The following is a 22,115-nucleotide window of genomic DNA, read 5'->3' on the forward strand; positions in this document are numbered from 1 at the left end:
TCAGAAACTCTGACGAGTTTTCGAATAGGTGGTAAGCACCCTTGAGAGCGGCAAGAGACCTGCAAAAACACTCCACCTGAGCTGAGGGATTAAGAAAACATCAGCTCTTGTAGATTAGGATAATCTAGCGCAATCCTGCGAAAGCTAAAGCTTAGCGCGCGCGGGTAGAGTCATGCCGCAAAAAAGCACAAAAAACGTTACAGATTATGGGTTAATAACTCCAGGTCTCACTCCAAGCAAATATCCTCGGAGATTTCTTCAAAACGTCCTAGAAACAACATGTATTGCTATTGTATTGCCAATCGATTCGAGTGGGTGAGTTGTTGCAGTAACGTCATGAATGGCAATACTTGAAGCAGATTTATACACACAACTCACTAACCAAATTGGGTCAATCCAATCAACATCAACATTGATCTCAAGAAATTAAATCAATTGGTTCATCGGCAACCGATGTCGCTGTCATTTCCCCGGAAGTAGTAATGGCTAAATCAGCCAGGTTCATGTGTTCATAAACTTCAAAGGGTTGATGAATCCAAGGGTTGTCGCTGAGATAGTCCACGTAATAATCCGGCGCAATCATAGAGCAAGCTTTATACCACAGGACTGCTGTGCGAACCTCATCAACATAAAAGCCATAGTGCCGATCTAGCCAAGTTAAGGTGCGCTTAAGGCTTTCACCCGAATCCACCAGGTCATCTACTAACAGCACATGGCTGCCCAAGTTGGGGGTGGTCATGGTTAGATCGCGGGAAAACGTCAGCGAACTGCGGCTTTGCTTGCCCGGCCCCCGGTAGGACGATGTTGCCAGAATTGCCAACGGCAAATCAAAAATCCGGGATAGGATATCGCCGACTCGCAGCCCGCCGCGAGCCAGACAGATAATTTGGTTGAACTCCCAGCCCGACTGATAAATCCTTGCGGCAAGCTGCTCAATTTTTTGGTGGTATTCCGTCCAGGAAACATGGAGGTCTGACATGGCCGATGCGGTTGATGTTGCGGAAGATGAAAAGCATCATACCAACTGTGGCGGGTTTGGGAGGTAGAAAAGTTTTGCAGCCTTAGATCAAGGGATCGAGATCGAACGAGTCATGATATTCTACAGTAATCGCATCGGGGAACTAGGGTTTGGTTGCCGGTCGATCGCAATCGATTGTGTTCAGGTCATGCGCAAGTCATAGGCAGGAGGGCTATTGCGGTGGGTATTGTTGTGGAACGAGTATCGAAGCAGTTTGGTGACTTCAAGGCGGTAGACCAGGTCGATCTGGAAATCGAGACTGGCTCACTTGTGGCGTTGTTGGGACCATCGGGATCGGGGAAATCGACTTTGCTGCGGATTATTGCCGGGTTGGAGACCCCGGACAGCGGCAGGATTTTGTTGACCGGACAGGATGCCACGCAGCAAAAGGTACAAGACCGGAACATCGGCTTTGTGTTCCAGCACTATGCCTTGTTCAAACACATGACCGTGCGGCAAAACATTGCCTTTGGTCTCGATATCCGCCGGATGCCTCGGCCTAAAGTCAAGCGCCGCGTCGAAGAACTGCTGGAGCTAGTGCATTTGTCAGGGTTGGGCAATCGCTATCCCTCTCAGCTTTCGGGTGGGCAACGGCAACGGGTGGCGCTGGCACGAGCGCTGGCGGTTGAACCCAAGGTGCTGCTGCTGGATGAGCCGTTTGGTGCCCTTGATGCTAAAGTGCGCAAAGACCTGAGAGTTTGGCTGCGGCGGCTGCATGATGAAGTGCATGTAACCACAGTGTTTGTCACTCACGATCAGGAGGAAGCAATGGAGGTGGCCGACGAAATTGTAGTGATGAATCACGGCCGAGTTGAGCAAGTTGGCACACCCGCCGAGGTGTATGACCATCCGGCCAGCCCGTTTGTCATGAGCTTTATCGGCCCGGTTAACGTGCTGCCCAGTACATCGCGTCTATTTCAAACGAATGGTATTGAATCGGCCCATCCCGAAATGTTTTTGCGCCCCCACGATGTGGTGATTGAGCTGCAACCTGACGAAACAACCGTACCGGCCCGAATTAGCCGCTTGATCCATTTGGGTTGGGAGGTGCAGGCCGAGCTGACGCTGGATGACAGTCAGGTAGTGACGGCTCACCTGTCCCGCGACCGCTTCGACACCCTTCAGCTAGAACCACAGCAGCGCGTTTACGTAAAACCCAAGGGAGCCAAAGCCTTTCCTCTGTTTTATTCGATTTGATTTGAAATTTAGGATTGCTTTATGCCTGCTATAGTTGAATGCTGATGCAGAGAACTAGCCGATTCTGAGTAAGGTGGAGAGGGTTGGCATGAAAAATTTAGTGGATGGGATGCAGAGAAATTTGCAGAGCAGCAAGCTGCGCCAATGGTGGTCGGCGCTGCGGCGTGAACGGGTACTGCGGCTTGTGGGGCTGTTTAGCCTCTGTTTGCTGCTGACCGTGAGTTGCGGCGGGGGGCAGTCTACCTCTACAGGTAACACTCCGGCCACCGGAGCCACAGGCGATGGCCGGGTAACGATTGGCACGACGTTGGAAGCCCGCACCCTGGATCCAGCTGATGCCTACGAAGTTTTCCCAGGAATTTTGCTGCAAAATCTGGGCGACCGGCTCTATACCTACCAACCCGGCACCACCCAACTCGTGCCCCAGCTCGCAACTGCGCTGCCCGAGGTGAGCGAAGATGGCTTGACCTATACGATTCCCCTACGCACTGACGTAAAGTTTCACGATGGTGAGCCACTCAACGCCGAAGCCGTGGTGTTTTCCATCAAGCGGTTTATGGAGAACGAGGGGCGGGCTACCTTTTTGCTGGCAGACCGGGTGGAATCGATCGAAGCGACCGGCGAGAACGAAATTGCCATCAAACTCAATCAGCCATTTTCTGCCTTTCCATCGCTGCTGGCCTTTTATGGCACGACGCCTGTTTCGCCCAAAGCCTATGAAATTGGTGCGGGCAAATTCAAACCCAATGACTTTGTGGGCACCGGACCCTACAAGCTGGCCCAGTTCTCCCCCGACACCATCCGCCTTGATCCCAACCCCGACTACTGGGGCGAAAAACCTGCTAACCAAGGGGTTGACATCCAGATTATTGCCAGTCCAGCCAACCTCTACAACACCTTTAAGACCGGCGGCATCGATGTGGCCTATCAAACCCTCGATCCCGATCAAATTCGAGATTTGGTGAAAAACGCCCAGTCTAGCGGCTGGCAGGTGATCGAAGCTGGATCGAATGTGGTGAATTACCTGGTGCTGAATCAGAAGAGCAAGCCGCTGGATGATGTCCGAGTCCGGCAGGCCATCGCTGCCATGATCGACCGAGAGCTGCTGAACGAGCGGGTGTTTCAGGGGCAGGCCGAACCGCTTTATAGTCTGCTGTCTACTAGTTCTGCCGAATACAAGCCCGTATTCAAAGACCAGTATGGCGATGGCAACATGGAAAAAGCTAAGGCGCTCCTCACCGAGGCGGGCATTTCTGCGTCCAATCCGCTGACGCTAGAAATCTGGTATTCCTCCAGCTCAACCAAGCGCAATCTGGTTGCCAATACGCTTAAGGCCGCCATTGAAAAAGAGATGGACGGCATGGTGGTGATTGAACCAAAAAGCGTAGAAGCCGCTACCCTGTTTGACAACCTGGATAAGGGCACCTATCCTTCTGTGCTGCTCGACTGGTACCCCGACTATTTCGATTCCGACACATTTATTGAACCGTTCATGTCCTGTGAGAAGGGCAGCGCCACCACCGGCTGTGAATCAGGGCAAAGCCAAACTGGCGGATCTTTCTACTACAGCGAAAAAGCCAATCAATTGATTCAACAACAGCGATCCGAACAAGACCCGGCTGCTCGCAAACAGCAATTTGAAGAACTACAAGACCTGCTGGCCGCAGATGTGCCCTATATTCCCCTCTGGCAAGACAAGGACTATGTATTTGCCCAAAATGATGTCGAAGGCGTAGAAATTCAGCCCAGTCAGCAGTTTTTCTTCTGGCAAATCAAAAAGTAATCGTCCAACATTGAAGTGATGGGCAAGGGGAACATTAGCCCAGGGAGCAGCTCTCCTGGATACAGTTTGCTGGCAATCGATACAGTTGAATAATCGTTACATAATCTTCGGACAACCTCTTGCCGGCTATGAAAGTTGCCATTGCCCAGCTCAACCCCACCATCGGCGATCTGTCGTACAACACCCAGCAGATTTTAAGCGCCGCTCAAACTGCCGCAGCTCAGGGAGCGCGCTTGCTGCTGACGCCAGAACTCTCCCTCTGCGGCTATCCACCCCGTGATTTGCTGATGCAGCCTGCCTTTGTAGCCGAAATGGCGGCCATGCTGACTCAGCTTGCCCAGGCCCTACCGACAGAGATAGCGGTCTTAGTTGGCACGGTGACACCCAATCCGCACGCATTTCAAACTGGCGGCAAACCCCTATTCAACAGTACAGCCCTGCTGCAAAACGGCCAGATCGAGCAGTTCTTTCACAAACGCCTGCTGCCCACCTACGATGTCTTTGACGAAGACCGCTACTTTGAACCCAGCAGCCAGAGTCGCGCCTTTACCCTAGATGGCGTGCGGATTGGCGTCACCATCTGCGAAGACCTGTGGAACGATGAAACTTTCTGGGGCAAGCGCAACTACGCTATTGATCCCCTCGCCGAACTGGTAGCAGCCGGAGTCGATTTGATTGTCAATCTCTCGGCTTCTCCCTACAGCGTTTCTAAACAGCAGCTCCGAGAGGCAATTTTGCGGCAGGCTACCCAAACCTACGGACAGCCAATTTTGTACGCCAACCAGGTGGGCGGCAACGATGATTTGATTTTTGACGGCAGTAGTGTCGGATTTGACCGGCAGGGCGACCTGGTGTGTCGCGGTCAAGCCTTTGCCTCAGATCTAGTGATTGTGGAGTTTGACCCAGAGAAGGGCGACCTTTGTGCCGGATCGATTGCGCCCCAACCCGCAACGGCAGATGCTGAAATCTGGGCAGCTCTGGTGCTGGGGGTCCGCGACTATGTGCGCAAATGCGGTTTCTCAAAAGTGGTGCTGGGTCTGAGCGGCGGTATTGATTCGGCTCTAGTAGCGGCGATCGCGGCGACGGCGGTAGGGGTAGACAATGTGCTGGGTGTGCTGATGCCATCTCCCTACAGTTCCGATCATTCGATCAAGGATGCGCTGGAGCTAGCAAGAAACCTTGGGATCCAAACCCAAATTTTGCCAATTGGCGATTTGATGAAAGCCTACGATCAGACCTTTGCAGAGCTATTTGCCGGCACTGAGTTTGGCCTAGCCGAGGAGAATATCCAGTCCCGGATTCGCGGCAATTTGCTGATGGCAATCTCAAATAAATTTGGGCATCTGCTGATTTCTACCGGCAACAAATCGGAGTTGGCCGTCGGCTACTGCACCCTATATGGCGACATGAACGGAGGTCTAGCCGCTATTGCCGATGTACCCAAAACGCGGGTCTACTCCATCTGCCGCTGGTTGAATCAAACAGGCCAGAGCACTTCAGGATTAGAACCTTCCTTCAATCCCAGATCAAACCCTGCCCAGTCAGAACTGATTCCAGCCTCGATTCTCACCAAAGCGCCCAGTGCTGAACTGAAGCCGGGTCAAGTTGATCAAGACTCGCTACCGCCCTACGACATTTTAGATGACATTCTCTGTCAGTTTATTACGCAACACAAGTCTCCCGCCGAGATTGTTGCATCTGGACAGGATGCAGCTACCGTCGATCAGGTGATCAAGCTAGTGACACGAGCCGAGTTCAAACGCAAACAGGCCCCACCCGGCCTCAAAATCACCGATCGTGCCTTTGGTACGGGGTGGCGGATGCCGATTGCCAGCCGTTGGTTACCGACTCACGAACACCCAATAATGCCGACCTCACCACCAAAACTTAAAACTTAAAACTTAAAACTTAAAACTCAAAACTCAAAACTCAAAACTCAAAACCACGTGCCCCAGCTCCACTGCGTCACCGAACACGCACAGACTAAGCCACCAAGACTCAAAACTGAGACAAAAGCAAAACCCCGGCGTCGGAAACCGGGGAAATGAATTGGTCTGAGGATGGTGCTAGAAACCTATGAGATTTAGAATAGGGCCACCGTATGACGCCCATAGGTCGATTGTTTGTCAATCCTGTCACATTGTTTTTCTATAGATAAAGTAATTTCTTCTCAGGCAGTTCTGGAACACCAGCTGCAAACCGGGCTTGCAGTGCCCGCGTGTAGGGGAGCAGCAAGCTCAGCTGATCTGGCTTAACTCGCGCCTGAATCTCCTGGACTAGAAGCTGGAGGACTGATTCAACTAAGGTCCAGCTTACTCCCACAGTTGGAAACACCATTTGACAGAGCGGCAACAACTCCTGCTCAATCGGGGTCAGGTCATTCTCTAGCAGGCAGAGCCACAAGTAGGCTTGAATCATATTTAGGTCGCGAATCGTGGACGCAGCAATCTCTGGATTGCTAAACGCTCCGCGCTGACTGCACGACTGACCATGAAGACCACTAGCCTGCCGGTATACCTCCTCTGCAATCGTCTGGCTATTCGGTAACATCTGCTCAACCAAAACGAAAGTTGGCGAAACCGTTGAGTAGTGTTCTGCAGCCTGACAAATCCGCTGCCACGGAATACAGACCTGCTCTTCTACAAACTTGAGATAGGGTGAAAGCAACACCTGTTCGCAAGGAGATAGGTGCTTCAGCAGTTCTCGCGTACTGAAGTGAAACTGTGTTGTCATAAATCCAATCGATCGGCGATTGGAAGAACACAGATGCTGGGCTTGAAGCTGAAGTATGGCGGGTTCTACAGCCTCGGCAAGTTGAATTATGGTGGGCAACATTAGCGCCGAGAGCGCCAGCCTACTGAACACATCGCTAGAGACAGTCATGAAGCGGAGATAGCGGCTAGGAGGCGGCTGTTGCAGATACACCTCCAGCATAGTGCTATAGACCTGCTCAACCGAGTCAGCCAACTGACGTGCTTCGGCTAAGTTGACGATATTGGGGAGGTAGGAGAAAAGCGAGTTGGTCTTTAATCCAGCGATTTGGCAGTGGAGTTTCAGCAGTCGCCTTGCCTGTTCAACCGTTTGCGATCGCCCTGCTTCAGTTGCGTATTCCATTAAGCTAGCGATGGGAAACTGCCCCTTCTCAGCCGGCAGAACCGATAAATCGGGCATATATCGAGCTGCCCATAGCTTAATCAACTGATTGACTGAAGCTGTATCAGCAATTCGGGTTGGTTTCAACATGAGTTCCTTTGTTGTTCGAGCTAAGGGGTTGGGCTAGATAAAACAAAACTGGCGCAGAAGTGTGGCACTTCTAACCCACCCTGAACCGACAGCAAGTTTAGTCAGCAGAAATGGGTGCGCTAGCAGGATAGATGCCTCCCTCCAGCGGTTAGATAAATCTAAGCAAAAGCACCAAAATCAGAAAAATTAGAATCAGAAAAACAAAAGCAAAATGGTCAGGGCTAAATTAGCAGCCCGTTCAAAGCTGGCCTACCATCTAGTCAATAGCGCCAAGATTGCTCAGCTTCAGTAGGGCCACCCAAAGCAAGGTAGCCTAATTAATCCATCGAGCGAATGCCTGCGCGTTCTGTGGGCAGAGCGCAACCATCTGGTTCACCACCGGCAGAACGCCAGGACTACAGGAGCGCCAAATCATTGGATTAACTGGTTGAGCGGACTTGGTTTGAGGGATTCGCCCTACTAGCCTGATCTGCGACTTGGTCTTTCATCGTCCATCCGCTTGAAACTGGTAATTCTCGCAAAACACTACACAGGAGAACACAACTAAGACAAAATACTACTGAGTAAGACCGTAATATCCCGTAACTATCTAAATACATTATTCAAACTCGTAGCAAATAGCACTATAAAGATCTAGTGAAGCTACGTCGAAATTGCTTAAAGTTTCTTCAAGATCTGCACGATTTTAGCTGCCTTTATTGGCTGAAACGATGGATTAAAAAGGCTTTAGCCACTTGATACTCCCAGCTCAGCCATTAAGCCTGTTGATGGTGAACTTACTGAGATTTGATTCAATAGATCAGAATCTGTAAAGCCACCGAAGTATAGGAAGATCAGGGTTTAGTCGCAGATACTCCCGCTGATAGCTTAACCATTGCCTTACCAAGCCTACGTTGCGATCTTTACGGGTTAACAGATTGAATTACGATTCTAAGAATTGCTAAAGGAACAAAAAGGATAGATTGAGCGGATAAAGTTTCGAATAGTTGCTGCATGGGCTGTTTAATATATAGGTTTACGAGATAAATTGCTGTATATCTAGACTTATGTTGAGCAATCAATACAAGTTCCCAACTTTACTAGACCGACCAAGCAAAACTTGAGGTTATACAGCCTAAGTGAGCCTACATTACAGGAACTGACAACTGGCTTGCCTTCCCCTCGCTTTCAGCTAAAAACCCCTGTATGATTCCTCTTTAGGTAGTTTTTGTTTGGCGGTCTGTCCGCTTTAATGATTGGCAGATCTGGCACCTGAAGGTCATCATTTTCCTACTTCAGGGTGTTAGTTACCGTTAATCACCTTTGATGTGCCGAATCGGGAAGGAGTCTGCATGAGCTTTTTTGACCTGTTTGGGATCTTCATTCTCATTTCTTCGTTGCAGCCGGTCATTCAACGGCGGATCGTAGAATCTCGTCGGCTAGCAGCCATTCGAGCCTTGGAGCAACAGCGCGGCAGCCGGGTGATCCTGATGATTCACCGTCAAGAATCCATTAGCCTGTTGGGGATTCCCCTCTCTCGCTTTATCAATATTGAGGATTCCGAACAGGTGCTGCGAGCCATCCGTCTGACTCCCCCCGACGTGCCGATTGATTTGATTCTGCATACTCCCGGCGGGCTAGTACTTGCTACCGAACAGATTGCTAGAGCCTTGCTGCGTCACCGCGCCAAAGTGACTGTATTTATTCCCCACTATGCAATGAGTGGTGGCACCATGCTAGCCATGGCAGCCGACGAAATCGTCATGGATGAAAATGCTGTCCTTGGTCCGGTCGATCCTCAGCTTGGCAATACACCAGCGGCTAGTGTGTTGCGAGTAGTGGAAGATAAACCCGTGAGTGATATCGATGACCAGACTCTGATCACAGCCGATATTGCCCGCAAAGCAATCCGACAAGTGCAGCGGTTTGTGCGTGCTTTACTAGAGGATGAGGTGCCGCAGCAGAAAATCAATCCAGAAAATATTGACCGGATTATTGAGGCGTTGACCACAGGCCGAGTCACCCACGACTATCCCATCCTAGTTGAAGAAGCCAAGGAATTGGGTTTGCCGATTACGGTAGGACTGCCTCTAGAAATTTACAATCTCATGGAGTTGTATCCTCAACCTATGACCGGACGCCCCTCGGTTCAGTACATTCCCATGCCCTATCAGCCACGGCCCTTACCCGAAGCCGCAGACACCAAGTAGTGGCTTGCATCCTATCTTCCAATCTGCTAAGCACAAGGCACAGAACAATCAGCCAAGTGCTTTTTAAAATAAAGGCGGTAAAGCTCACAGCTTGGTTTCGCCAGCGTGCCATCTAGCTGGATTAACCCCAAGCTTTCGAGTTGGTAGGCGACCTTAAGGGTCTCCAAGCGAACTCCTATGTCGGAATTGAGCACTTGCTGCATGGCTAGCACCAGAGCAGGTTCATTTTGTACGATGGCCAAATGGTCTCGCAGATATTGGCCATAAATTCCGCTGGGTTCTGCGGCAGTATCCAACAGTTGCTCTAAGGTGAGCACACCACGACGCAGATGATAAAACGCCAAGTTCGTTAAGTAGGGATGCCCTCCTAGCAGTTGATAGAGACTAATTAATTGCGGGCTATCAATCTCCAACGCCCACAGCAAGCCATAGCGCAACGCCAAATCCTGCATCTGCTCCAGCGTAAAGGCAGATAAAGTCAGCGCCAGTCCCACATCAAAGGGAGATTGCTGAAAATCAGCCGAAGTATACACTTCTGTGCTTTGAACAACAATGAAGCGCAGCTTACGCCAAATCGTTCCTTGTTTAGCCTGCTCGTGCCAATAGCGCAGCATCGACAAAACATCATCCGCTACAGTGGGATAATCAAAAATCCGATTCACTTCGTCTAACCCCAGCACAATTGGTGCCCGAATTTGCTCTAGCAAATAAGCTTCAAAATACACACTACAGCTAACTTTGCTGCCCATACTTTCATCCCAATAGGCTGCAAGGGCCGGATTCAGATCCAGCTTTCGGCTGACATTAATACAAAGCCAACGCAGTAGCCGATCCAGCGACTCAAACACCGCATTATCTGCCTCCTGAAAGTCGATGTAAACGGGCCGACAGCCTTGTACCGCCGCGTGAGCCAGAATCCGGGTCAGCAGCGAGCTTTTTCCCATTTGGCGGGGCGCTCTAATCTGCAGGGCACAGCTCGGTTGGGTAATTTCTGCCAGCGCCAGTTCTTCGATAGGAGGACGAGCAACATAGAAGGGAGAATTTGCTGGTACCAGTCCTGAAGGGAATTCCAAGGAGGCTCTGAGGTTTGATTCAGCCGCAAGTGTTGCTGCAGGTATGGCTCCAGATGCTGCGACGGATTCATCTACAGTTCCCTGCGTCTTACGAATGGTTTCTTGGTTAAATTCCGCTAAATGGCGTTTGTCTTGTCGCAAAACAAGATGCAAATTCTTTTTAGTTACCTTTTCACCAGTTGCTTTCGAAAGATCCTGCCAGAGTTGGGAGCCAACTTCTTTAATGTAAGTTGTGCCATAGCTGCAATCTTGCGACATATCTTGGTAGTTCCGGCCCAGCCATGACTGTTGAAAGATAAATCGTTCGATTGGATTCAGTTGTCTCAGCAGCAAAACCTGCTCTATGACTTTTAGAGCTTCATCAACACTCATGTGGAGGCCAAATTGGGCGAAATTATTGTAAAGGTGAACTTAATCTATTACACTCACCGCTCCAGTTCAAGCTGGTTCAAGTAGTTCATTAAGACATTGAATTTTGCGTATTTTTACGCTGTAGAACCATCGCTGTAGTACTGGCAATTCCCAAACCTAGTCTCGATTTGGTAGAGGAAAATAGGTTCAAAGGTAGAGTAATTTCAGCTAATTCAATGTTTTCCTACGACAAATCTTATTGGCTTAGAAAGTAGTCGTAGAACGGAGAATCAAATAGCAATTTTTGCGTGTTTCAACTTAATAACTATTCAAAAGTTATACGCACTGTACTCTGGCCAAAAATCTTTTGGACTAGTTCATTTCGTCAGCAGTATAGTTCGTGTAATTACATACAACTCTAGAGTTTTGCAAGTACTTTCTGCTAAAACTGCCTGAAAAGCTCTACTAAAAAGCTAAGGCTCCAGTATTTTCCAGGTTAGAAGCTGGTCCTTTTGAAAGTCCTTTTGAACAAGTAGAGTAGCCGATCAGAGTCACAAATAGAGTCACAACTGGAGTCCATTCAGCTGTCAGCCGTAGGTTACAGTTTGAGGAGACAGAGCAGAAAAACCATACCTCTGTGGTCTAGACAGTAGCCCCAGGCTTAATCACTTCGACACGAAGTTGAAAAACCTAAAGCAATGGTGTCGATATAATGTCGCCAAAACACTACCAGGAACGTTATGAGCACCACGTTCCGACTCTGCCAGTTAAACTTTTCCCCGCTTATGCGCAGCCGAATTAGGATCTGTAAATGTTTCTGTAAATGTTTCTGTTCGCTTCGGTGCCTGACCCGCCCATAGATGAATCGCGGGCTATTGATTCGCGGGTGGGCGAAATACGACGTCAAACGCTGGATTGACCCAAAACTTTGAACAGCCCCCTAAATTAACCCTGGAATGCACTTAAACCAAGCTGCTCTAAGTAATTTCCTTGCTCCTTCACCTGACAACTCATGCAAAGTACGAGCAAGAAGATAAGCCTCAAACAAACTGATAATGCCTCTAAATCAGCATCCTATCAGTACTTTTAAGTGCTTTGATTCAGTATTCAATTCAGCCGCTATTGAACAAATGGCTAAGGAAATACACCCTGATTATCTTGGAGTTTCCTATTGATGACTTTCTCCTACCTTCTGTTTTACATCAACTAATTGACCAAAACAATACAAACAGAAATCCAACTTTTAATTTTGCAAAAAACTACTTCTAATGTGCCATCAACTGGCTCAGGTTTTCCTACTTTTCCTACCTTTGCAAATGTTCTCTAGATGTTCTGTAGCCAAATTTCTAATCATCAAAACTAGCTCCAAAGCCGTTGCAAAAACCGGATCTAGGGCTAGTTTCACTGCTTTTTGATTACTCGATCAATCATCAATCTAAGAGGAGGCTTTAAAGGTGCTGATTACTATTCAAACTGCTCTTCTAGCCCGTCAATTTGTCAATTTGTCAATTTGTAGCCCTGTGGGCATGACAAGGAGAACCCAGTTCGAAGTCCCAGCCCTGACGAGCATACCAGAGAGGAGATTTGGGGGCAGATGCAGCGTATTTGATACTTTTCAAGCATCTTCTAATCTCAATCAACAACAATCAACAAAAAACGATCGCCCCCTCCCACGGAAGCGATCGTTAATTTTCACCATAGGGACTTATTTAGCCCTACTGTTTGACGTTTCCTACTTTGTCTCAGAGAATTCAGCGTCGATCACATCATCTTCGCCGCCACTGGGGCCAGCAGAGCTGCCGTTGGTGTCGTCGCTGGGCGGTGTAGCTCCGCCGGCACCTTGATACAAGTTGCTGCCAATCGTGTAGAGGGTTTGTTGCAGTTCGCTGCTGAGAGACTTGATCTTGTCGAAGTCTTCCTGAGTAACTGCGTCGCGCAGATCTTTCACCAAGCCTTCGACTTTGCTCTTGTCGTCATCGGAAACCTTATCACCCAGGTCAGCAATTTGCTTCTCAGCTTGATAGGCCAAGGAGTCTGCTTGGTTCTTCAGGTCAATCCGCTCACGCCGCTCTCGGTCTGCGTCGGCATTGCGCTCAGCTTCGTTCACCATCCGCTCTACTTCATCCTTGGGCAGGGTCGAAGCACCTGTGATGCTGATCGACTGCTCCTTGCCAGTGCCCTTGTCGCGGGCTTTGACGTTGAGGATACCGTTGGCATCGATGTCGAACGTGACTTCAATCTGAGGTACGCCACGGGGAGCTGGCGGAATGCCATCGAGACGGAAGGTGCCCAAGCTCTTGTTATCAGAGGCCATCTCGCGCTCGCCCTGCAGCACGTGAATTTCCACGTTGGTTTGACCGTCAGCAGCGGTTGAGAATACCTCGGACTTCTTGGTCGGGATCGTGGTGTTGCGGGGGATGATCTTGGTCATAACGCCACCCAACGTTTCCACACCCAAGGAGAGGGGTGTCACATCGAGCAGCAGGATATCCTTTACTTCACCCGCCAGCACACCGGCCTGAATCGCCGCCCCAACAGCCACCACCTCATCTGGGTTTACCGTTTGGTTCGGGTCTCTGCCCAGGATGCGCTTCACCAGCTCTTGAACGGCGGGAATCCGAGTCGAACCACCCACCAAAACTACTTCATCGATGCTGGTCTTGTCTTTCTTGGCATCGCGCATCGCGTTCTCAACGGGGACGCGACAGCGGTCGATCAGGTCAGCACATAGCTCCTCAAACTTGGCGCGAGTCAGCGTCATTTCCAGGTGCTTCGGACCATCCTGAGTCGCGGTGATGAAGGGTAGGTTGATCTCAGCCTGAGTCACACTCGACAACTCGATCTTGGCCTTTTCAGCCGCTTCGGTGAGGCGCTGCAACGCTTGCTTGTCCTTGCGCAGCTCAATTCCTTCCTGGCTCTTAAAGGCTTCGGCTAAATAGTCCACGATCTTCTTATCGAAGTCGTCACCGCCAAGGTGGGTGTCGCCAGAGGTCGCCAACACTTCAAACACGCCGTCGCCCACTTCCAGGATGGACACGTCGAAGGTACCACCACCCAAGTCAAAAACCAGGACGGTTTCGTTGGTTTTCTTATCTAAGCCGTAGGCCAGCGATGCGGCGGTCGGCTCGTTGATGATCCGCAGTACTTCCAGACCCGCGATTTTACCAGCGTCTTTGGTGGCTTGCCGCTGCGAGTCGTTGAAGTAGGCAGGAACAGTAATCACCGCTTGGGTGACATCTTCGCCCAGGTATTTGCTGGCATCTTCTTTCAATTTGCGCAGCACTTGGGCTGAAATTTCTTCAGGGGCAAACTGCTTGCCTTGGGCAGGACAATCGATTTTAACGTTGCCGTTGACGTTGAGAACTTTGTAGGAAACTTCCGTGGTTTCGTGGGTGACTTCATCAAACCGTCGTCCGATGAATCGCTTCACCGAATAGAAGGTGTTCTCAGGGTTCATTACGGCTTGGCGCTTGGCGATTTGACCTACCAGGCGGTCACCATTCTTGGCATAGGCAACAACCGAGGGAGTCGTCCGAAACCCTTCGGCGTTAGCAATAACGGTGGGCTTTCCCCCCTCCATGACCGCTACACAAGAGTTCGTTGTCCCTAAGTCAATTCCAACAACTTTTGCCATAAAACTAATGCTCCGGTTCTAGATACAGAATCTTGTCTGGATAACCAATCAGTTGGGGAGTTCAGTGTCCCTTGGCTGTTTGTGCGTTACGAGTAACCTGGGGCCATTCCCCTACTCATCGCAAACGGGTTGGCGGCTGGTTGTCTGCTAACCATGCAAACAGCATTGTGCGGCAGGGAGTCAGCACCACACTTATATATACTGTGTGCCTTTCGCCGTTCGATGAAGGCGGGTTTACCGAACCAGGGATGGGCGGTTAACCTGAATTTCACTGAAAAACTGGATTGATTGCTCAATTCGCTTCATTTCAACTTGATGTTTCCAGTGTAGGCAGTGAGGCCATCACCGGAATTGGGGCGAACCGTAACATCAAAGGTGGGTTTGCCGCCAGAACTCGGTGAACTTCTGAATTACAGTGTTTTTCACTCCTGTGAGGTACAGGGGGTGGGGGGGCTTCGCCCCCACGCAGGGGCAGTGCCCCTGCACCCCGTTTTTCGTACTTCACTAGCCTGAAAAAGGCTGTAATTGCGATAGGCTGAATCTAGCATTTAGTCATGCTCGAACCAATGGCTACTCCGACTCCTGTTGCTAAACCGATCAGCCAACTCCAACTCGCACCCGGCAGTGTGGTCACGATCCCTGATGTGAGCTGGGACGAATTTGAGGCGATTTTGCAGGACCTGGGTAAAAAGCGAGCCGCACGGGTGGCCTATAGCAATCAAACGTTAGAAATTATGGTTCCGCTGCCTGAACATGAAAAGCCGAACGATTTAATTTCAGACATCGTCAAGCTTTTGCTGAGGCAAAGTAATAGAAAGTATGAACCGTTTGGCTCTACCACCTTTAAGCAGCAGGGCAAGGCGGGAGTAGAGCCAGATGCCTGCTTCTATATCCAAAATTATCAGCAGATGATTGGGCATCGCCGACTGGCCCCGACTGACCCACCCCCCGATCTGGCAATCAAAACCGATGTCACCTCAAAAACGACGCTGGATGCCTACGAAGCAATCGGAGTACCAGAGCTATGGGTGTATGGCAACGGCAGATTGACGATCTATTTGCTGCAAGCCGGAAAATATGTCGAGTCGAGGTACAGCCCCACGTTTCGCGATTTGCCCTTGACGGAACTGATTCCCGCTACGGTTGAGCGAGCTTGGCAGGTGGGGACGGTTCAGGCGCTAGAAGAATTTGAAACACAAATTGCCAGTAATTGCCGCGATATTGGTCAGCCATGAACTGAAAAACAGAGTAAAACTGATGTATCTACTCCCATAGCGGTAGATTTGCTGGAGGAGGTGGCGATGCAACAGCTTAAAGCATCAGTCTCCACTCAGGTGCAGGTGGTGGACTGTCGTAATTTTGATGAAGCAACAATCAATTTGTTTTTAGCGCTTGGAGTTAATCCCTATCAAGATACCGAAGAATTTTTGCTTGACTGTGAGATGCGCGCCGATGAGATGCCGCGGTTTGTCCGCCGAGCCTTGCTAGAGTTTCAGGTCCGCTCTAACTCCGAAGGAATTTTGCTGTTGCGCGGTCTGCCGATCGATCCGGGACTCTACCATGTCCACACGCCGATCAATGCTCGTCGCTCTGAGGAAAAAACCACCTTCGTCAGCGAACGCTGCTTAGCCATGATTGGTAGCCGTCTGGGTCATTTGGTGTCCTACATCCAGGAGAAAAACGGCGATCTGTTTCAAAATCTTGCCCCCGTTAAAACGCAGGAAACAATTCAATCCTCCGGCGGTTCTAAAACTCGGCTGCAATTTCACCGAGAGACGGTATTTCACCCTTACGCACCGGAATACCTGCTGCTGTTTTGTCTGCGGCCCGATCACGATCGCGTTGCCGAAACTACCTATGCCAGCATCACCCATGCGTTACCGCTACTTTCTTCTCGCCATCGTGAATTATTATTTGAACCGTTATACCGAACGGGTATTGACTATTCCTTTGGCAATATCCAAACCGTGAAAGGCAACGGTCCAGTTTTACCTGTACTCTACGGCAATCCCCAAGATCCTTTTCTTAACTACGACGAAGACCTGATGGAAGCCCTGACCCCCGAAGCTGAAGAAGCGCTGGAAGCTTTGAAAGACGCGATTGCCCAGGTATACCGAAGCATCAAGCTCGACACAGGCGATCTGCTCTGTATTGACAATCGCCGCACCGTACATGGTCGTTCTGCCTTTACGCCTCGCTATGACGGCTTTGATCGCTGGTTGCAGCGTTCGTTTGTGGTGCGGGACTTGGGCGAATCGGCAGGCGATCGCAACTTAGGAGAGCGAGTGATTCGGACGGTGTTTTGAAGAACAGGAGTCAGGCTTCCCAGAGCGTCAGCCGACGGGAGGCAGGAGTTGGGATTGTCAGATACAGATACCTGATCAGGGCTTACGCAGGAAGGTAGTACTGGGGTAGCCCACGTCCACATAGAGTAGTTCCATGCTGTCTGTTCTCTTAATTGGGTGATCAAGGGGTTGACTAGGGGAAAGCTGTTTCCCTTAAAAAGCACATTGATTCCCTCCTCGACAGTGTATTGCTACGCATACCACAATTTAGAGGCATCGCTGCGCTAGTTGCAGCACCCCAAGACCCAATCAAACTTCATCTAAGCTTCATCTAATCTCAGCGTTAAATTTACATTTGTTGTATAAATTAAAACTAATTCAAGAAGCTTACTGATACGGCATCAAATTGAGTAGCCTGCTCAGATTGCCCTAGTTGCAGCCTCCACAGCCACATCAGCTCTTCTCAATTTAGAATGCTTGAACGCTCGGTACGCCCCACTGAGCCAACATCACTAGCTCCTAGCTTCGTCCTACCGGCAAGTTGAGCATTTCTGCCGAAGGTTGCCCCAGTGAGTGGGGTTCAATCTGTGTTCAAGGCCATGTTTTTGGTCTATGCGCCTCTTTTTCACCTAAATTCTTCACCTAAATAATCAATATGTGTGACTTCTAATCAGTTGATTATTTCTTGCGTTCAGATTCTGCTGCTTTAGTTTGAGAGTGACATTGCTCTCAGCTACATCTTGCTGACTTCTCATGAGAAGTAACGCAGCAAAGTTTTTGATGTTGTTGCCGATTTTATACACAACAGCATCTCAGTTTCGCTTGCTTAGCTTATCTCAAGCTCAATTCAACGTTCAAATGATTCAACCCTACCATCATGGAAGAGATACCAATTCATTGGCTGGCTGCTGAACTTTCGCTGGGCAATACCCCTCTACTGCCACCTAATTCTGGGCTAACTTCACAGCAACCTGTTCAGCCCAGCTTGGGAGATCTGCCCTCTGCAGTTGTTCCAAGTGGTGTGGTGAGTTTATTCTCTGTTGTTCCACAGCTCAATTCTCTTGATTGGTCTAGCCCAGTTTTGGATCAGGCTTCCCCTCAAGATATCCTCACTGGCCGTCCTTCCGATGCTCCACTGGTCCACTCGGATGTAGAATCATTGAATCTGAATTTCACTCAACCCTTCAACAAACCTGGCAGCTCGACTGAGGAGACCTTGTCCGCAGCAGTGAAGATGGCTGCTCAGCAGCTAGAAGCTTTTCTGGCAGATCCAGCCTTCAGCGTCAAACTGCAACAAGCGTTTGGAGGACCGTGGACCGTGGAAGCTGGACGAGCAGCGCTGAGCCAATTGTTGAGTTCTAATATTACAACTCACGCTCCACTCCGCCTTGAGATCTTACCCACCGCTTCGTCAGCCGAGACGAGTGTGCAAGGCGCATTTTCAGCCGAGACGAATACGATTTATCTATTTGAGGATTTTCTGTCTCGCCAGATTGACCATCCTCAAGCCGTTGCAGCCGTGTTGCTCGAAGAGATCGGGCACTACCTCGATGCTCAGCTCAATCCAACTGATACTCCAGGTGATGAAGGCGCTATGTTTGCCGCCCTCGTCCAAGGAGATGCCTTATCGCCGCAAGCATTGGCGGACTTAAAGACCGAAACTGATTTTGCCACGTTGACGATCCGTGATCAACTCGTTCTCGTTGAATGTGCAGCCGCCAACGACCACTGGGGCAATGCAATCACTTTGAGTGGAACAACCGGCTCGGTTTCAGGCAGTAATGTGGGGGCAACCGGACAGGCTGGCGAACCGGCCCAAAGCGGCACCATTCACTCAGTCTGGTGGAAGTGGACCGCGCCGAACAGTGGAGGTACGCTCACACTAGATACATTTGGCAGTAGTTTTAATACATTTCTCTCGGTCTTTAGCGGCACCAGTGTGAGCAGCCTGACACCACTGGCGCGAAATGATGATACGGATGGTTGGCCACAAAGCCAGGTGCAGCTTGCGGTTCAACCGAATCAGACTTACTCCATTGCAGTTGATGGCCACAATACGGCTACTGGAACTATCAAATTAAACTACCGATTCGGGCCACCCCCAGCGAATGATAAGTTAGCTGCTGCGACAACGCTGAATGGCACATCCGGTTCAGTGCCTGGTAACAATAGGCATGCGACCGGAGAGCCAGGTGAACCCGCTCAAAGCGGTACCCTGAACACAGTCTGGTGGAAGTGGACGGCACCGAAAGATGGCGCTTTGACTGTCGATACGCTGGGCAGTCAGGTAGACGCTTACCTTTCCTTGTTTCGCACCAACAGCACCAGCAGCACCCCCAGTTTCGCCAATCTCACCTTACTGGCCCAAGATGATTACAGCGCTGGTTGGTCTCAAGGTCGAGTGCAGGTCGAGGTGCAATCCGGCAAGACCTATTACATAGCTGTCGATGGCAATGCGTATCTGACGGGTGCAATCACACTCAACTATGCCTTCGCTGAGTCGCCTCGGAATGACAAATTGGCGAATGCGATACTTTTGGAAGGAACCGCGAATCAGGTGACAGGAACCAATGTCAATGCATTCGGGGAAAGCGGCGAACCCGCCCAAGATGGAGTGATTCACTCAGTCTGGTGGAAGTGGACTGCTCCGCGCAATGGTGTGTTTACAGTCGATACCGGCGACAGCGATTTTAACACCTATGTTTCAGTGTATAGCGGCACTAGCCTCAATACGCTCACCTGGCTGCCGCGAAATGGGGAAGGCTGGGGCATGCAATCAGATCGCTGGCAAGCGGAAGTACAAGCTGGAAAAACGTATTACATTGCCGTAGATGGTATTGCTGATCACACGGGGAACATCATCCTCAAGTACAACCTAGCTGACCCACCCGCCAATGACAAATTTATGCAGGCGGCTGAATTGACCGGACGGAATGGTCGAGTCGTTGGGACGAATGTCAATGCCCTCTCAGAAGCTGGTGAACCAGGACAAAGTTGGACGATCAACTCGGTGTGGTGGCGTTGGACTGCGCCAAAGAATGGGGTTTTGAATCTGGATACGATGGGTAGCAACTTCGATACCTACCTCTCGCTGTTTAGCGGTAGTAGTCTAACCAGCTTGAGTGTATTGGCCCAGAATGACGATATCAGTGGTACCAATTACCACAGTCGCATTCAGGTTCCAGTTCGAGCGAACACCACCTACTACATTGCCGTAGACGGTGCTGGGCATGAGACTGGCGAGATTACCCTCAATTACCAGCTTTTCGCCCCGCCTGCCAACGACCACTTTGCCAATGCCAAGGTACTGTCGGGTTCATCGGGACAGGATACAGGCAGCACGATTGATGCCAGCGCTGAACCGGGCGAACCGATTCAAGATGGGGCGATTCACTCGGTCTGGTGGACATGGACCGCACCCGCCAATGGTGTATTCACTGTGGAAACGAGGGATGAGCGCTTCATGGGCACGTACCTGTCGCTGTTTCAGGGCAATCGTCTCAATACGTTGACCCGACTGGCCCAGGACGGTCCGGGACAAAGTCGCGTGCAGGCCGCCGTGCAGGCCAACACCACCTACTATATTGCCGTCGATGGCTATGCCGACCAAATGATGGACTTCAGCCTCAGCTACCGGTTTGGACCGCCGCCGAGCAATGATTCATTCACCAATGCCAGTTGGCTGACAGCACCATTCGGTCAAATCAGCGGCAGCAATCTCAATGCCTTGGCTGAGGCCGGAGAACCCGACCAAAGTGGCCCGATTAATTCGCTCTGGTGGCGCTGGAGTGCACCGAGTGATGGCTGGTTGACGCTTGACCCCAGCCAGAGTTGGATTGAACCCTTTGTCTCGGTGTTCAGCGGTAGCCAGCTCAGCGCCCTCACAGGTCTGGCCCACACCAATCCTGAAGAGTTACAAGCGCCTCTGGCCGTCCCCGTACAGGCTGGAGTGACCTACTACATTGCCGTCGATGGCTATGATAACCTGCTCGGCACAATTCAGCTCGACTATCGCTTTGAGGCCGCACCCGCCAATGACAAGCGCAGCAATGCAATTGAATTAACCGGCACCAGCGGACGAGTGGTGGGGCACAACCGCACCGCCTGGAGCGAAGCGGACGAACCCGACCAAAGTGGTCCAATTCACTCAGTCTGGTGGACATGGACCGCACTCAGAAATGGGCTGCTCAGCCTTGATACACTCGGCAGTGACTTTGATACCTATCTGTCGGTGGTGAGTCGCCATCTAAACCACTTGACGCTATTGGCCCAGAATGATGACATCGCGACCCACACTGTCCAAAGTCGGGTGCAGGTTGCGGTTCAGGCTGGAATGACCTACTTCATTGCCGTCGATGGCTACAACGAGGACACCGGCACTATTACACTCAACTACCAGTTTGTGGCCAATAATTTGGCTCCTACCGATCTGCGCTTGAGTGCGACCCAGATGCCAGAGAATCAACCGATTGGCACGCTGGTGGGTGACTTCACCACGGTGGATCCCGATGGAGATGACTCGTTTCGCTACCAGCTAGTATCGGGGGCTGGCGATAGTGACAATGCCCGCTTCATGGTTGTAGGTCATCAGCTCTATACCAATGCGGTGCTCGATTACGAGGCGCAACGGCGTTACAGCATTCGCGTCCAAACTCAAGACAACCAGGGCGGCATCTACGAAACCGTCCTGACCCTGGACCTCAGCGATGATATCCGCGATAACTTCACCAGTGTGCTTCAGGTGGGCCTGGCTCGCGATACGGCAGCCCATGGCGGCACCGACACCGATGGCCTCACCTCAGACCCCACGCTTGAGGGCTTCATCAGCCAGCCACATCAACTGGTGGCGCTGCGGGCCAGGCTGAATGGCATGCCCACGACCGCCGATGCCAATCTCTTGGCAGCCGTGCAGCCGGATGGTCGCTTTCGCCTCAGCCGCGAGCAGTTAGAGGCAATGGCGAAACGGCGACTGAGCGATGGCACCCATGTCGTGCAGGTGCTGGCCACCGACCGCTATGGCAATACCAAAACCGCAGCGGTGCCCTTCACCTTAGATACTCAAGTACCGGTGTTTGAGGTACAGGGCTTAATCGATGGCATTCGCTGGGCGGCGACCGAACGGCTCAAAGGCCAACTCAAGCAGATGGAGCCGGGAGTGCGAGTTGTGTATCAGTTTAACGACCAAGGCGAAGTTGACCTAGCGATTGCCGCAGACGGCAGGTTTAACCAACTGCTGGCGGTTCCGAGTCAAGCGGGTGCTCATACCCTCACAATCACCAGTATCGACGGGGCAGGCAATCGTCACACGGTCGGGTTTAGCTTTTTCGTTCGGGTTTAGCTTT

The 22,115-nt window shown here is 50.8% G+C and carries 12 protein-coding genes; 8 read left to right on the forward strand and 4 right to left on the reverse strand.

Going from position 1 to position 22,115, the window contains the following annotated elements:
- Positions 1 to 418: 418 nt before the first annotated feature.
- Entirely contained in the window at positions 419 to 979 is a 561-nt protein-coding gene (locus HJG54_RS17665) for a phosphoribosyltransferase (protein WP_316430326.1), read from the reverse strand.
- Positions 980 to 1,198: 219 nt separating this feature from the next.
- On the opposite strand from HJG54_RS17665, the gene HJG54_RS17670 reads away from it, so the two are divergent.
- The 3 genes from HJG54_RS17670 to HJG54_RS17680 all read left to right on the forward strand — a co-directional run bounded on the left by HJG54_RS17670 (position 1,199) and on the right by HJG54_RS17680 (position 5,896).
- Complete coding sequence (locus HJG54_RS17670; protein WP_316430327.1) at positions 1,199 to 2,215, forward strand: sulfate/molybdate ABC transporter ATP-binding protein; 1,017 nt, start codon at positions 1,199 to 1,201, stop codon at positions 2,213 to 2,215.
- A gap of 88 nt (positions 2,216 to 2,303) precedes the next feature.
- Positions 2,304 to 3,998: an ABC transporter substrate-binding protein gene (locus tag HJG54_RS17675; protein WP_316430329.1), complete on the forward strand. Its 1,695-nt coding sequence runs from the start codon at positions 2,304 to 2,306 to the stop codon at positions 3,996 to 3,998.
- Between the two features lie 128 nt (positions 3,999 to 4,126).
- Positions 4,127 to 5,896 carry an NAD+ synthase gene (locus tag HJG54_RS17680; protein WP_316430331.1) on the forward strand — a complete coding sequence of 590 codons (1,770 nt, stop codon included), beginning with the start codon at positions 4,127 to 4,129 and terminating at the stop codon, positions 5,894 to 5,896.
- Positions 5,897 to 6,146: 250 nt separating this feature from the next.
- On the opposite strand, the gene HJG54_RS17685 is transcribed toward HJG54_RS17680, so the two are convergent.
- Positions 6,147 to 7,241 carry a hypothetical protein gene (locus tag HJG54_RS17685; protein WP_316430333.1) on the reverse strand — a complete coding sequence of 365 codons (1,095 nt, stop codon included), beginning with the start codon at positions 7,239 to 7,241 and terminating at the stop codon, positions 6,147 to 6,149.
- A gap of 1,331 nt (positions 7,242 to 8,572) precedes the next feature.
- Here HJG54_RS17685 and HJG54_RS17690 point away from each other — a divergent pair.
- A complete protein-coding gene (locus HJG54_RS17690; RefSeq protein WP_035996331.1) occupies positions 8,573 to 9,430 on the forward strand; it encodes an SDH family Clp fold serine proteinase in 858 nt (285 codons plus the stop codon).
- A 26-nt stretch (positions 9,431 to 9,456) separates the two neighbouring features.
- Here the strand turns inward: HJG54_RS17690 and HJG54_RS17695 are convergent, their stop codons facing one another.
- Both HJG54_RS17695 and dnaK read right to left on the reverse strand, forming a co-directional pair.
- The gene (locus HJG54_RS17695) at positions 9,457 to 10,875 is read right to left on the reverse strand and encodes an AAA-like domain-containing protein (protein ID WP_316430334.1); all 1,419 of its coding nucleotides are present in this window, start codon (positions 10,873 to 10,875) and stop codon (positions 9,457 to 9,459) included.
- Between the two features lie 1,711 nt (positions 10,876 to 12,586).
- Entirely contained in the window at positions 12,587 to 14,488 is a 1,902-nt protein-coding gene (gene dnaK, locus HJG54_RS17700) for a molecular chaperone DnaK (RefSeq protein ID WP_316430335.1), read from the reverse strand.
- Between the two features lie 71 nt (positions 14,489 to 14,559).
- Between dnaK and HJG54_RS17705 the strand changes: the two genes are divergently transcribed.
- The 4 genes from HJG54_RS17705 to HJG54_RS17720 all read left to right on the forward strand — a co-directional run bounded on the left by HJG54_RS17705 (position 14,560) and on the right by HJG54_RS17720 (position 22,111).
- Positions 14,560 to 14,748, forward strand: a complete 189-nt coding sequence (locus HJG54_RS17705; protein ID WP_316430337.1) for a hypothetical protein — start codon at positions 14,560 to 14,562, stop codon at positions 14,746 to 14,748.
- Positions 14,749 to 15,054: 306 nt separating this feature from the next.
- On the forward strand, positions 15,055 to 15,723 hold the full coding sequence (locus tag HJG54_RS17710) for a Uma2 family endonuclease (protein ID WP_316430339.1): 669 nt from the start codon (positions 15,055 to 15,057) through the stop codon (positions 15,721 to 15,723).
- 66 nt (positions 15,724 to 15,789) lie between these two features.
- Positions 15,790 to 16,794 (forward strand): TauD/TfdA family dioxygenase, encoded by a 1,005-nt coding sequence (locus HJG54_RS17715; RefSeq protein ID WP_316430341.1) that lies wholly within the window; start codon positions 15,790 to 15,792, stop codon positions 16,792 to 16,794.
- A gap of 856 nt (positions 16,795 to 17,650) precedes the next feature.
- Entirely contained in the window at positions 17,651 to 22,111 is a 4,461-nt protein-coding gene (locus tag HJG54_RS17720; RefSeq protein ID WP_316430343.1) for a cadherin domain-containing protein, read from the forward strand.
- Positions 22,112 to 22,115 lie beyond the last annotated feature (4 nt).

Source organism: Leptolyngbya sp. NK1-12 (genome assembly GCF_032598965.1).
Lineage (GTDB): Bacteria > Cyanobacteriota > Cyanobacteriia > Elainellales > Elainellaceae > Elainella.

Bases quoted from the DNA above. Each gene is read 5' to 3' on its own strand.
- HJG54_RS17665 (WP_316430326.1), bottom strand. From the start codon at position 979: ATGTCAGACCTCCATGTTTCCTGGACGGAATACCACCAAAAAATTGAG.
- HJG54_RS17675 (WP_316430329.1), top strand. From the start codon at position 2,304: ATGAAAAATTTAGTGGATGGGATGCAGAGAAATTTGCAGAGCAGCAAG.
- HJG54_RS17680 (WP_316430331.1), top strand. From the start codon at position 4,127: ATGAAAGTTGCCATTGCCCAGCTCAACCCCACCATCGGCGATCTGTCG.
- HJG54_RS17685 (WP_316430333.1), bottom strand. From the start codon at position 7,241: ATGTTGAAACCAACCCGAATTGCTGATACAGCTTCAGTCAATCAGTTG.
- HJG54_RS17690 (WP_035996331.1), top strand. From the start codon at position 8,573: ATGAGCTTTTTTGACCTGTTTGGGATCTTCATTCTCATTTCTTCGTTG.
- HJG54_RS17695 (WP_316430334.1), bottom strand. From the start codon at position 10,875: ATGAGTGTTGATGAAGCTCTAAAAGTCATAGAGCAGGTTTTGCTGCTG.
- dnaK (WP_316430335.1), bottom strand. From the start codon at position 14,488: ATGGCAAAAGTTGTTGGAATTGACTTAGGGACAACGAACTCTTGTGTA.
- HJG54_RS17710 (WP_316430339.1), top strand. From the start codon at position 15,055: ATGGCTACTCCGACTCCTGTTGCTAAACCGATCAGCCAACTCCAACTC.
- HJG54_RS17715 (WP_316430341.1), top strand. From the start codon at position 15,790: ATGCAACAGCTTAAAGCATCAGTCTCCACTCAGGTGCAGGTGGTGGAC.
- HJG54_RS17720 (WP_316430343.1), top strand. From the start codon at position 17,651: ATGGAAGAGATACCAATTCATTGGCTGGCTGCTGAACTTTCGCTGGGC.